The sequence below is a fragment of the Amycolatopsis keratiniphila genome (assembly GCF_000400635.2).
Lineage (GTDB): Bacteria > Actinomycetota > Actinomycetes > Mycobacteriales > Pseudonocardiaceae > Amycolatopsis > Amycolatopsis keratiniphila.
The window spans coordinates 776,932-788,746 of sequence record NC_021252.1; the positions used below are offsets into that span (position 1 = coordinate 776,932).

Here is an 11,815-nt window from a genome sequence, read left to right on the forward strand (position 1 = left end):
TGATCAAGTCTCCTGGGAGGAACCCGATGTCTTTCACGTCGCGCCGGACCGCGCTCGCCGTCTTCGCCGCCGCCGCCCTCGGCCTCGGTGGCGGGGTGGCGGCTTCCGCCGTCCCCACCGCTTCCGCCGCGCCTTCCGCACCCGAGGCGGCCGCTCTCCAGTCGTCGCCGGGTGAGCTGTGGAAGCGCACCGAGCTGTACTTCGGGACGACGAAGCCGGGCGGCGGGGAGCTGACCGACGCCGAGTTCACCGCGTTCACCGACAAGGCCGTCACGCCGAGGTTCCCGGACGGGTTCACCGAGCTGACCGGACGCGGGCAGTGGCGCGGTTCGGACGGTGTCATCTCGCGGGAGAAGTCGAAGGTGATCGTCGTCGTGTACCCCTTCAGCGATCGCGACGCGAACCGCGAGATCGAAGAGATCCGGACCGACTACAAGAAGGCCTTCTCGCAGGAATCCGTCCTGCGGACCGACTCCGTGGAGAAGGTCTCGTTCTGACCCGGAGCGCCTTTAGCGGGCTAAACGCGAAACGGGTGGGGCACCTGGGGCTGGTGTGACTTCCGGCCCGGTTCGGGTGCCCCGTGCGCAGGTCACCCACGCGGCCTAGCGACAATGGGGTGTAACGGTCGTCGGTGAGAAGGGACTTGACGTGCGGGATCTGGTCGAGATCGGCATGGGCCGCACCGCGCGGCGGGCGTATGACCTCGATGACGTGGAGATCGTGCCGTCGCGGCGCACCCGGTCGTCTTCGGTCGTGTCCACCGCCTGGCAGATCGACGCGTACCGGTTCGAGCTGCCGCTGGTCACGCACCCCACCGACGCGATCGTGTCGCCGGGAACCGCGGTGGCTGTCGGCGAGCTCGGCGGGCTGGGCGTCATCAACGCCGAAGGGCTTTGGGCGCGGCACCCGAACGTCGAGGACGCGATCTTCCGCCTCGTCCGGGCCGCCGAGGACACCGAGGACCCGACCGCGATCGTGCGTGAGCTGCAGGAGCTGCACTCCGCCCCGATCCGGCTGGACCTGCTGACCGAGGCGATCAAGACCGTCCGCGAGTCCGGGGTCACCGTGGCGGCGCGGGTCAGCCCGCAGCACGCCGCCGAGCTCACGCCGGATCTGCTCGCGGCGGGCGTCGAGATCCTCGTCGTGCAGGGCACGATCATCTCGGCCGAGCACGTCCAGCGCGACGCCGAGCCGCTGGACCTGAAGGACTTCATCGGACGGCTCGACGTCCCGGTGATCGCGGGCGGCGTCAGCGACTACCGCACCGCGATGCACCTGATGCGCACCGGCGCGGCCGGCGTCATCGTCGGCCACGGGGCCAGCCGCGGCGTGACGAGCACCGACAGCGTGCTCGGGATCGGGACGCCGATGGCGACCGCGATCGTCGACGCCGCGGCCGCGCGCCGCGACTACCTCGACGAGACCGGCGGCCGGTACGTCCACGTGCTCGCCGACGGCGGGATGAGCACGTCCGGCGACATCGCCAAGGCCATCGCCTGCGGTGCCGACGCGGTCATGCTGGGCGCGCCGCTGGCCGCCGCCTCCGAGGCGCCGGGGCAGGGGCTGTACTGGACGTCGGCGGCCGCGCACCCGTCGCTGCCGCGTTCGCGCGTGGCACTGGGGCCGGACTACGCAGTCGACCTGAAGACGCTGCTGTTCGGGCCGTCCTCGGACGCCGAGGGCGTCGTGAACCTCTTCGGCGCGCTTCGCCGCGCGATGGCGAAGACGGGCTACTCGGACCTGAAGGAGTTCCAGCGGGTGGGCCTGACCGTTCGCCGCTGACGCTCGCTCCCCGGCCCGGATCGCGTTTAGCCCGCTAAACGCGATCCGGGCCGGTCTGTGCTCACGTGCCCCAGTAGTCACAACCGCCCCATGCGCCCCACCAGTTTCGCGTTTAGCCCGCTAAAGGCGCTCTGAGGCAGCCTGGGCGGCGCGGGTGATTTCGGCGCGGCGGGATTCCCAGAAGGCCGGGTCCTTGGCGGGGGCCAGGTCGACGGAGCCGTCGAGTTGCTCTCGCAGGATGTCGGCGTGCCCGGCGTGGCGGCTGGTTTCGGTGAGTATGTGGACCAGGATGTTGAACAGCATCACGTCGGGCCTCGGCCACCACGGCACGCGTCCGGGCGCGTCGATGGGAAGGGCGGCGATGGTCGCGTCGGAGTGCTCCCAGACGCGCCGGTAGTAACGGATGATCTCCTCGCGGGTTTCGCGCTCGGTCGCCCACAGGTCGGTCCCGCGCTCAGGGATCGCCCCGGGAAACGGTCGATCGAAGACCTCGCCGAAGTAGCGGGCCTCCCACGCCGCCAGGTGTTTGACCAGGCCGAGAAGGTTGGTCCCCGTCGACGTCAGCGGACGCCGGATGTCGTATTCGGAGAGTCCGTCGAGCTTCCGGAGCATCGCTTCACGGATCTCTCGCAGATCACTGTGCAGGTATTCCTTCGCGAAATCGTCGATCACGACTCCGAGCATGCACCATCCGAGTGGAAGGTAACCGGCGAGTAACTTACCTCTGGTCAGAAGGGGTGGCCGGGGTTACAGTCGAGGGTGTGACTGCGAGTAACACCACCACTGAAGACGACTTCGACTACGACGTGATCGTCGTCGGCTCCGGGTTCGGCGGCAGTGTCGCCGCCCTGCGCCTGACCGAAAAGGGCTACCGCGTCGCCGTCATCGAGGCGGGGCGCCGCTTCGCCGACGACGAGTTCGCGAAGACCTCCTGGGACCTTCGCCGCTATGTCTGGGCGCCCCAGGTCGGCTGCTACGGCATCCAGCGCATCCACATGCTCAAGGACGTCATGGTGCTCGCCGGCGCGGGCGTCGGCGGCGGCTCGCTGGTCTACGCGAACACGCTGTACCGCCCGCTGAAGCCGTTCTACGTGGACCCGCAGTGGTCGCACATCACCGACTGGGAGGCCGAGCTCGGCCCGCACTACGACCAGGCCAGCCGGATGCTGGGCGTCGTCACCAACCCCAGCGTCACGCCATCCGACGTCGTCATGAAGGGTGTCGCCGAGGACATGGGCGTGCCGGAGTCGTACCACCCGACGCCCGTCGGCGTGTACTTCGGCAAGCCGGGCGAACGCGCGGAGGACCCGTACTTCGGCGGCGCGGGCCCGGCGCGCACCGGCTGCACCGAATGCGGCTCCTGTATGACCGGCTGCCGCGTCGGCGCCAAGAACACGCTGGTCAAGAACTACCTGTACCTCGCGGAGAAGGACGGCGCGAAGGTCATCCCCCTCACCACCGTGAGCGCGATTAGCCCGCTAAACGCAGGTGGGTACGAGGTGAGCATCAAGAAGACCGGGACCACCTCGCGCAGGTTCCGGCACAAGCTCACCGCCGCGCAGGTGGTGCTCGCCGCCGGTACGTGGGGCACGCAGAACCTGCTCCACAGCATGCGCGACACCGCCAAGCTGCCGAAGCTCTCGCCGCGTCTCGGCGAGCTGACCCGCACCAACTCCGAGGCCATCATCGGCGCCGCCCGCACCTCGGTGGACGAGGAGCGGAACTTCAGCCGCGGCGTCGCGATCACGTCGTCGATCCACCCCGACGACAACACGCATATCGAGCCCGTCCGCTACGGCAAGGGCAGCAACGCGATGAGCCTGCTCCAGACCATCGCCACCGAAGGCGACTCGGCGGTCCCGCGCTGGCGCCAGGCCGTGAACTTCATGGTCAAGCACCCCGTCCAGACCGTGAAGCTGCTCAACGGCTACCGCTGGAGCGAACGCACGGTGATCCTGCTGGTGATGCAGAGCCTCGACAACTCCATCACCACGTACACCAAGCGCGGGCTCTTCGGCCGTCGCAAGTACACGTCCAAACAGGGCCACGGCGAGCCGAACCCCAGTTTCATCCCCGCCGGGCACGAGGCCAACCTCCGCACCGCGGAGCGTATCGGCGGTATGGCGGGCGGCACCTGGGGCGAGATCTTCGACATCCCGCTGACGGCGCACTTCATCGGCGGCGCACCGATCGGCACGGCGCCCGAGAACGGCGTGATCGACCCGTACCACCGGGTCTTCAACTATCCCGGCCTGTCCATTGTGGACGGATCGGCGATCACGGCCAACCTCGGCGTGAACCCGTCACTGACCATCACCGCGCAGGCCGAGCGGGCCTTCTCGTTCTGGCCCAACAAGGGCGAAACGGACAGCAGGCCGTCGCAGGACTCACCGTACGCGCGGCTCGAACCGATCGCGCCGAAGAATCCCGCGGTTCCGGCGGCCGCGCCGGCGGCGCTTCGGCGCTAAATTGGGGGAATGACCGCCTCCGAACGCGCACACGCGCTGCTGAACCGCGTCCGCGCCCTGCACGACGAATGGGCGCGGCTGACGCGCGGGCTCGATGAGGAGGCCGTCCACGCTCCCAGCGGATTGCCCGGCTGGACGCGTGCGCATCTGCTGTCCCACTTGGCGCGCAACGCCGACGGCCTGGTCAACCTGCTCACCTGGGCGAAATCGGGTGTCGAGACGCCGATGTACGCCGGTGAGGCGGCCAGGGACGACGACATCGAGAAGGGTGCGTACCGGTCCGCCGAGGAGATCGCCGAAGACGTCGTCGCGTCCGCGGCGCGGTTCGTCGAAGTCGCGGCGAGCATGCCGGACGACGCGTGGCCGGTCCGCGTCCGCGCCCGGCAGGGGCGTGAGATCCCGGCGGAGTTCGTGCTGTGGCTCAGGCTCTCCGAGACCGCCATCCACTTGGCGGATCTCGATCTCGGCTACGACTTCGCGCGCGTCGCGGAGCTGCTCGGCGACGAGTTCGAGATCGTCGTCGGCAACGCCATAGGCATGTACGGCGGCGAACTGCCCTCGGTTCTGCTGGTCGCCGTCGGCGAAGACGGGACGCGTCACGAATGGCGGATGGGCACCGGAGAGCCGGTCACGCTGACCGGCTCCCCGGGTGAGGTCCTGGCGTGGATCACCGGCCGTAGCGATGGATCCACTTTGGACGGTACCGCGCCGCCGCTGCCGCATTGGTTGTGACGGCGCGGTCCACAAAGGACTAAGCGCGGAACGAATCCACGCCGAACTGCTTCGCGATGTCGTCCAGCATGGCGTGCGCGCCCTGCAGGCTGACCGACGTGAACCAGGTGGTGTCGTTGACGTCGATCACCTTTCCCTTGAGGGTGCCCCAAAGCGGGTTCGACTGGAACTTCGTCTTGGGGCTTTCGGCCTGCTTCGTCTCGTCGGCGTAGGTGGCGACGAAGATCGATTCGGCGTCGAGCTTCCCGATCTCTTCCTGGCTCAGGTCGTTGGAGATCTTCGTCTTGTTGTCCGGCTGTCCGGCGGGCCGCTGGAACCCGGCGTCCGCCATCACGGTCCCGGGGAACGACGCGCTGCTGTAGAGCCGCACGGTCGGCTCGCCTTCGACGAAGCGGACCACCGACACGGCGGCGGGCTTGCCGAGCTTGGCCTTGATCGCGTCACCGACCTTGCGGGCACGCTCTTCGTAGGCCTTGATCTTCTGCTCCGCCAAGGCTTCCTTGCCCAGCGCCTTGCCGAGCATCCGGACGTTGTCCTTCCAGGTGGCGCCGGTGGTCTGGCTGAACACCGTGGGCGCGACCTTGCCGAACTCGGCGTAGAACTTCTCGTGGCGCACCTTCGCCGACACGATCAGATCCGGCTTGATGTCGTACAGCTTCTCGATGTCCGGGCTTTCGAGCGCGCCGATCTCCTTCGCGCCCTCGGCGTACTTGCGGTCGTCGCCCAGGTAGTCCGGCAGCTTGTCGTAGTTGCGATATTTGGTGTACGCCACGACCTTCGTCTCGAGCGCCAGCGTCGCGTCCACGTAGCTGGAGTCCAGCGCCGCGACGGTGACGGGCTGCTTGTCGATCGTGGTCGAGCCCATCACGTGGTCGATGGTGCGCGGGAATCCACTTTGGCCGGTGCCGGTGGAGGCGGATTCCTGTGCTCCGCCACCACAAGCGGAGAGTGCCAGGCAGGCGGTCACGGCGAAGGCGACGACTGCGCGCCGGGGTGGGGTCATGGGGCACTCTTTCTCTGCGGTTAGGCTTTCCTAACCGGAGCATAGGATGGCGGATGTCCACAGTGGAAGTTCGTGTTGGAAAGGCGACAGCGGGAGCACTGCTGGTCACCCTTCTGGCTGTGATCTGCGTCGCGAGTGTCGCCCTCGGTGCGCGTTCGATTCCTTTGGGTGTGGTCTGGGACGCGATCTTCCATCCCACCGGTGTGCCGGATCACCTGATCGTCCGTTCGTTGCGGGTGCCTCGCACGCTGCTTGGTGTCCTAGCGGGACTCGCGCTCGGCGCGGCCGGGGCGCTCATGCAGGGCCACACCCGTAATCCGCTCGCGGATCCCGGCCTGCTCGGCGTCACCCAGGGCGCGGCGTTCGCGGTGGTGCTCGCCGTCGTCGTGCTGGGCATCGACGACCTCTACGCGTTCATCTGGTTCGGCTTCGCGGGCGCCCTCGTCGCGAGCGCCGTGGTGTTCCTGCTCGGCGCCGTGGGCGGCCGGGGCGCCACACCGGTGACGCTCGCGCTGGCCGGCGCCGCGGTGAGCGCTCTGCTCAACGGCGTCATCTCCGCGATCGTGCTCGGCGATGACCGCGGGATGGAGACGTACCGCTTCTGGCATGTGGGTTCGATCGCGGGCCGGGATCCCGCGATGATCGGGCAGATCGCCCCCTTCGTGGCCGCGGGCCTGCTTCTCGCGGTGATCAACACGCCGGGGATGAACACGCTCGCGCTCGGTGACGACGTCGCGGTCGCGCTCGGGCGGCGGGTCGGCCGGACGCGGTTGCTCGGGGTCGCCGCGATCACGCTGCTGACCGGAGCCGCCGTCGCCGCCTGCGGGCCGATCGCGTTCCTGGGGCTGCTCGTCCCGCATTTCGCGCGGGCGATCAGCGGACCCGACTACCGCTGGCTGGTGCCGTTCTCGGCCGTGCTCGGCGCGATCCTGCTGCTCGCCGCGGACCTTCTCGGCCGCGTCGTCGCCTCGGACAGCCTGGAGGTCGGCATCATGCTGGCGGTGCTCGGCGTGCCGGTGTTCGTCCACCTCGTCCGCAAGAAGGGCCTGGCACGGATATGACGGCTCCCAAGGTGATTTCGCTCGGCCCGGCGGCCTGGACGGTCCGGCCGAGGACGCTCGCCGTCGCGACCCTCGCGGCGATCGCGCTGGTGCTGGTCGCGGCGTTGAACATCGGCATCGGCACCTCACACATAGGCCTCGGCGACGTCCTGAAGACACTGTTCGGCGGCGGTACCGCGCGCGAACGCGGGATCATCTTCGACCTGCGGATGCCGCGCACGCTGACCGCGATCGGCGTCGGCGCCGCCCTCGGCCTTTCGGGGGCGCTCTTCCAGACCATCGCCCGGAATCCGCTGGCCAGCCCGGACATCCTCGGGATCACCTGGGGCGCGGGGGTCGGTGCGGTCGGCGTGATCGTCGCCGGCGGTACGGGTGGCCAGGTCAGCGGCCTGGCGAGCACGCTGGGCGTCCCGCTCGCCGGCCTGGCGGGCGGCGTGATCGCGGGAATCCTGCTGTACGCCCTTTCGTGGCGGCGCGGGATCGACGGCTACCGCCTGGTCCTGATCGGCATCGCGCTGTCCGCCGTCGGCTACAACCTCGTGTACTGGCTGCTGACCGTCGGAGACGTCGACAACGCGGCACGCGCGACGACGTGGATCGTGGGCAGCCTGGCCGACGTCGGCTGGGAATCGGTCGGCCCGGTCCTGCTCGCGCTGGCCGTGCTCGCGCCGGTCACGCTGATCGCCGGGCACACCATCGGCGGGCTTCAGTTCGGCGACGACACCGCGCGCGGCCTCGGCATCCGGGTCGACGCCGCCCGAGGCACCTTGCTGCTGCTCGGTGCGGCCTTGGCCGCCGTCGCCACCGCGGCCGCCGGGCCCATCACGTTCGTCGCGCTGGCCACCCCGCAGATCGCCTTGAGGCTGGTCCGCTCGGCGCAGCCGCCGCTGTTCGGATCGATGATCCTCGGCGCGCTGCTGACCGTCGGCGCGGACTTCGTGGTGCGGGTGACCCCGGTCCTGTCCGGGCTCCCGGTCGGCGTGCTGACGGCGATCCTCGGTGCGCCGTACCTGATCTTCCTGTTCATCCGCAGCCGTAAGGAGGAGCGCGCGTGAACGCCAGACTGCGTGCCCGGGAGCTGGAACTCGGTTACGGCGAAACGCCCGTCGTGACCGGGCTCGACCTCGACGTCCTCGACGGGACCGTCACCGCGATCATCGGCCCCAACGGCTGCGGCAAATCCACGCTGCTGCGTGCGCTGGCGAGGTTGCTCAAGCCACGTCAGGGCGCGGTACTGCTGGACGGCGAGCGGATCGACAAGCTGCCCACGCGTGAGGTCGCCAAGATCATCGGCCTGTTGCCGCAGACGCCGTCCGCCCCCGAAGGACTGACCGTCTCCGACCTGGTCCGGCGCGGTCGGCATCCGCACCAGAGCTGGTACCGGCAGTGGTCCTCCTCCGACGACGAGGCGATCGAGCGGGCGCTGCGGCTGACCGGGATGGACGAGTACGCGGGCCGGGTCGTCGACCAGCTGTCCGGCGGGCAGCGCCAGCGGGCGTGGATCTCGATGACACTCGCCCAGGAGACCGGGCTGCTCCTGCTCGACGAGCCGATCACCTACCTCGACCTCGCGCACCAGATCGACGTGCTGGACCTGGTCTACCGGCTGCACAAGGAACGCGGGACCACCGTGGTGATGGTGCTGCACGACCTGAACCTCGCCGCCAGGTACGCGGACAAGCTGGTCGCGATGCGCGGCGGCCGGATCGTCGCGCAGGGCCCGCCCGCGGAAGTGCTCACCGAGCCGCTCCTCGACGAGATCTTCGGCCTGTCGGCGAAGGTCATGGAGGATCCGGTGTCCGGTACACCGCTGGTCGTGCCGGTGAGTGCACACCTTCGGGCGTAGCGTCGCAACCTGCCCGTCCGCGATGCGTCTAAACGGGCATGGAGAGAAGGGCGTTCCTCAAACTCGCCGGTGCGACCGTGGCCGGAGTGGCCGCGACGGCGTGCTCGGCCGCGCCTCCTGGGGCGGCGCCCAGTTCCGCGCCCGGGACGTCGTTGCCGCCGAGTACCGGGGTCACGCCACCGTCCGGCCCGCCGGACTGGGCCGCGCTGCGGAACAAGATCTCCCTTCTCCTGCCGGGTGAATCCGGCTACGACAACGCCAAACGCGTGTTCAACCCGGCCTTCGACGGGCTCAAACCCGCCGCGATCGCGAACTGCGCCAAACCGGAAGACGTGCAGGAAGCCGTTTCCGCCGCGGCACGGCGAGTTCCGATCGCCGCTCGCAGCGGCGGCCACAGTTACGCGGGCTACTCGGTTCCCGACGGTGGCTTGATGATCGACCTCGGTGGAATGTCCTCAGTGGACGTCCAAGGTGAACAGGTCGTGATCGGCGCGGGCGCGAAACTGAAGAACGTCTACGCGACGCTCGGCGCCGCGGGACGTTGCCTGCCCGCTGGTTCCTGTCCCAGTGTCGGGATCGCCGGGCTGACGCTCGGCGGCGGGATCGGGGTCCTCGCCCGGAAATACGGCCTCACCTGTGATCACCTGGTGTCCGCGCAAGTCGTCACGGCGGACGGGAAACTGCGGACGGCGTCGGCGGAGTCCGAGCCCGAGCTGTTCTGGGCGTTGCGCGGTGGGGGAGGAGGCAACTTCGGTGTCGTCACCTCGTTCACCTTTCGCACCGATCCGGCACCTTCTGCCGTTTCGGTGTTCTCGCTGCGCTTTCCGGCGGGCAGCGCGGACGATGTGCTCGCCGAGTGGCAGCGGTGGCTTCCCGAAGCGCCGCCGGAGTTGTGGGCGAACGTCGTGCTGTCCGGGGGATCGCCGGTCGGTGCGCGCGTTTCAGGTTGCTATGTCGGCGATTCCGCTTCCTTGGGCAAGTTACTGGACGGATTTCCCGGCGCGACGCGTTCGGTCAAGCAGCTCGACTATCTCGGCGCGATGAAGTACTTCTCCGGCGGTGAAAGCCGACAGTCCTTTGTGGCCTCATCGCGAATACTCGGAGAACCGGCCGATCCCGCGAAGCTGACTTCCGTGCTCAAGGGCAGGCGCGGAATGGATCTCCTGGTCGACGGTCTCGGCGGCGCCGTCGCCGACGTCGCGCCGGACGCCACCGCGTTCTGGCATCGGAAGGCGATCGGCAGTGTGCAGATCTACAGCCAGGCGGACACGCGTAACCGTTCCGTGGCAACGGATTCCGTCGCGGAAGTGGTGACGGGGCTCGGGCTGGGCGGGGGCTACGTCAACTACATCGACCCCGCCCTGCCCGACTGGATGACGGCGTACTACGGCGGCAATGTCACCCGTCTCAAGCAGGTGGCCAAAACCTACGACCCGGACAAGGTCTTCGGATTCGCGCAGGCCGTCACCCCGGATTAGAGGTCGATGCCGGTGAAGACGGTGACCCGTTCCTCGGTGAGGTCGTGCATCGCGGCGAGAACGCCCTCCCTGCCGACGCCCGATCCCTTGACGCCGCCGTACGGCATCTGGTCCGCGCGGTAGGACGGGACGTCGCCGATGATCACGCCGCCGACTTCGAGTTCCGTCGACGCGTAGAAGGCGAGATGGACGTCGCGGGTGAACACTCCGGCCTGCAAGCCGTAGGCGGATTCGTTGACCGACGCGAAAGCCTCGTCTACACCATCCACAATGGACACCGCGAGCACCGGGCCGAAGATCTCCTCCGCCCAGGCCTTTGTGGACGGTGGGACGTCGGTGAGCACGGTCGGCTCCACCGTGGCTCCGTCCCGTTTGCCGCCGGTGAGGATCTTCGCGCCCGCGGCGACGGCCTCGTCGATCCAGGCCACGATCCGCTCCGCGGCCGCCTCGTCGACGACCGGGCCCACGTCGGTGTTCTTGTCGTACGGGTCGCCGGTCCGCTGGGCCTTCACAGCCTCCACCAGGGCGGGCACGAACTCTTCGGCGACCTCGCGTTCGACGATGACGCGTTGCACGGCGATACAGGACTGCCCGGCCTGATAGTTGCCGAAGGTCGCGATCCGCTCCGCCGCGCCCTCGGGATCCGGCCAGTCGCGGAGCACGACGGCGGCCGCGTTGCCCCCGAGTTCGAGCACGACATGCTTGCGCGGCGCGGCGTCCGCGATCGACCAGCCGACCGGACCCGAGCCGGTGAACGACACGACCGGCAGCCGGGGATCCGCGACCAGCGCCGACGTCTCCTCGTTGCCGAGCGGCAGCACCGAGAACGCGCCCTCCGGCAGATCGGTCTCGGCCAGGATCTCGCCGAGGATCAGCGCGGCCAGCGGCGTCCGCGGCGCGGGTTTGACGATGATCGGCGCGCCGACCGCGAGCGACGGCGCGACCTTGTGCGCCACCAGGTTCAGCGGGAAGTTGAACGGCGCGATCCCCAGCACCGGGCCACGCGGGACGCGGCGGGTGAGCGCCAGCCTGCCTTCGCCCGCCGGGTCGGTGTCCAGCCGCTGCAGGTCACCGCTGAACCGGCGGGCCTCCTCGGCGGCGATCCGGAACACCGACACCGCGCGCCGCACCTCGGCTTCCGCCCACTTGAGCGGCTTGCCGTTCTCGGCGGTGATGACCTCGGCGATCTCCTCGGCCCGGCCGGCGATGACCCGCGAAACGTGGTCGAGCGCCGCGGCACGGCTGTGCGCCGAGGAACCCCGGAACTCCTTCGCGACGTTCACCGCCGCGCTCACCGCTCGTTCGACCTGATCAGGGCCGGGCACCGCGACGGTGGCGACTTCGCTTCCGTCGAAGGGGTGGTGCACGGTGAGCGTCGAAGCGCCCTGCTCGGGGCGTCCGGCGATCCAGGCGGGGCGCGGCTCCGGGGTGATCATGTCCATGGG

General features: G+C 69.2%; 11 protein-coding genes. 8 read left to right on the forward strand and 3 right to left on the reverse strand.

Annotation, left to right across the window (positions count from 1 at the left end):
- Nucleotides 1-26: 26 nt before the first annotated feature.
- Together AORI_RS44800 and AORI_RS44805 are read left to right on the forward strand one after the other, a co-directional pair.
- Entirely contained in the window at nucleotides 27-497 is a 471-nt protein-coding gene (locus AORI_RS44800) for a DUF3574 domain-containing protein (protein WP_016331164.1), read from the forward strand.
- Between the two features lie 151 nt (nucleotides 498-648).
- The gene (locus AORI_RS44805; protein WP_016331165.1) at nucleotides 649-1,782 is read left to right on the forward strand and encodes a GuaB3 family IMP dehydrogenase-related protein; all 1,134 of its coding nucleotides are present in this window, start codon (nucleotides 649-651) and stop codon (nucleotides 1,780-1,782) included.
- A 120-nt stretch (nucleotides 1,783-1,902) separates the two neighbouring features.
- On the opposite strand, the gene AORI_RS44810 is transcribed toward AORI_RS44805, so the two are convergent.
- Nucleotides 1,903-2,466, reverse strand: coding sequence for a DinB family protein (locus AORI_RS44810; RefSeq protein WP_016331166.1), 564 nt, complete (start codon nucleotides 2,464-2,466; stop codon nucleotides 1,903-1,905).
- A gap of 77 nt (nucleotides 2,467-2,543) precedes the next feature.
- Here AORI_RS44810 and AORI_RS44815 point away from each other — a divergent pair, with 77 nt between their 5' ends.
- On the forward strand, nucleotides 2,544-4,250 hold the full coding sequence (locus tag AORI_RS44815; protein ID WP_016331167.1) for a GMC family oxidoreductase N-terminal domain-containing protein: 1,707 nt from the start codon (nucleotides 2,544-2,546) through the stop codon (nucleotides 4,248-4,250).
- Nucleotides 4,251-4,259: 9 nt separating this feature from the next.
- On the forward strand, nucleotides 4,260-4,982 hold the full coding sequence (locus AORI_RS44820) for a maleylpyruvate isomerase N-terminal domain-containing protein (protein WP_016331168.1): 723 nt from the start codon (nucleotides 4,260-4,262) through the stop codon (nucleotides 4,980-4,982).
- Nucleotides 4,983-5,001: 19 nt separating this feature from the next.
- On the opposite strand, the gene AORI_RS44825 is transcribed toward AORI_RS44820, so the two are convergent.
- Nucleotides 5,002-5,985 (reverse strand): ABC transporter substrate-binding protein, encoded by a 984-nt coding sequence (locus AORI_RS44825; protein WP_016331169.1) that lies wholly within the window; start codon nucleotides 5,983-5,985, stop codon nucleotides 5,002-5,004.
- A 53-nt stretch (nucleotides 5,986-6,038) separates the two neighbouring features.
- Here AORI_RS44825 and AORI_RS44830 point away from each other — a divergent pair, with 53 nt between their 5' ends.
- From AORI_RS44830 to AORI_RS44845, 4 genes are read left to right on the forward strand one after another with little or no spacing between them, the layout of a single operon-like run.
- Entirely contained in the window at nucleotides 6,039-7,046 is a 1,008-nt protein-coding gene (locus AORI_RS44830) for a FecCD family ABC transporter permease (RefSeq protein ID WP_046199752.1), read from the forward strand.
- Complete coding sequence (locus tag AORI_RS44835; protein ID WP_016331171.1) at nucleotides 7,043-8,101, forward strand: FecCD family ABC transporter permease; 1,059 nt, start codon at nucleotides 7,043-7,045, stop codon at nucleotides 8,099-8,101. The genes AORI_RS44830 and AORI_RS44835 overlap by 4 nt, the downstream gene beginning before the upstream one ends.
- Nucleotides 8,098-8,892: an ABC transporter ATP-binding protein gene (locus AORI_RS44840; protein ID WP_016331172.1), complete on the forward strand. Its 795-nt coding sequence runs from the start codon at nucleotides 8,098-8,100 to the stop codon at nucleotides 8,890-8,892. The genes AORI_RS44835 and AORI_RS44840 overlap by 4 nt, the downstream gene beginning before the upstream one ends.
- A gap of 38 nt (nucleotides 8,893-8,930) precedes the next feature.
- Nucleotides 8,931-10,370 (forward strand): FAD-binding oxidoreductase, encoded by a 1,440-nt coding sequence (locus AORI_RS44845; protein ID WP_043847894.1) that lies wholly within the window; start codon nucleotides 8,931-8,933, stop codon nucleotides 10,368-10,370.
- On the opposite strand, the gene AORI_RS44850 is transcribed toward AORI_RS44845, so the two are convergent.
- On the reverse strand, nucleotides 10,367-11,812 hold the full coding sequence (locus AORI_RS44850; protein WP_016331174.1) for an aldehyde dehydrogenase family protein: 1,446 nt from the start codon (nucleotides 11,810-11,812) through the stop codon (nucleotides 10,367-10,369). The genes AORI_RS44845 and AORI_RS44850 overlap by 4 nt on opposite strands.
- Nucleotides 11,813-11,815: the final 3 nt, after the last annotated feature.

Bases quoted from the DNA above. Each gene is read 5' to 3' on its own strand.
- AORI_RS44800 (WP_016331164.1), top strand. From the start codon at position 27: ATGTCTTTCACGTCGCGCCGGACCGCGCTCGCCGTCTTCGCCGCCGCC.
- AORI_RS44810 (WP_016331166.1), bottom strand. From the start codon at position 2,466: ATGCTCGGAGTCGTGATCGACGATTTCGCGAAGGAATACCTGCACAGT.
- AORI_RS44820 (WP_016331168.1), top strand. From the start codon at position 4,260: ATGACCGCCTCCGAACGCGCACACGCGCTGCTGAACCGCGTCCGCGCC.
- AORI_RS44825 (WP_016331169.1), bottom strand. From the start codon at position 5,985: ATGACCCCACCCCGGCGCGCAGTCGTCGCCTTCGCCGTGACCGCCTGC.
- AORI_RS44830 (WP_046199752.1), top strand. From the start codon at position 6,039: ATGTCCACAGTGGAAGTTCGTGTTGGAAAGGCGACAGCGGGAGCACTG.
- AORI_RS44835 (WP_016331171.1), top strand. From the start codon at position 7,043: ATGACGGCTCCCAAGGTGATTTCGCTCGGCCCGGCGGCCTGGACGGTC.
- AORI_RS44845 (WP_043847894.1), top strand. From the start codon at position 8,931: ATGGAGAGAAGGGCGTTCCTCAAACTCGCCGGTGCGACCGTGGCCGGA.
- AORI_RS44850 (WP_016331174.1), bottom strand. From the start codon at position 11,812: ATGGACATGATCACCCCGGAGCCGCGCCCCGCCTGGATCGCCGGACGC.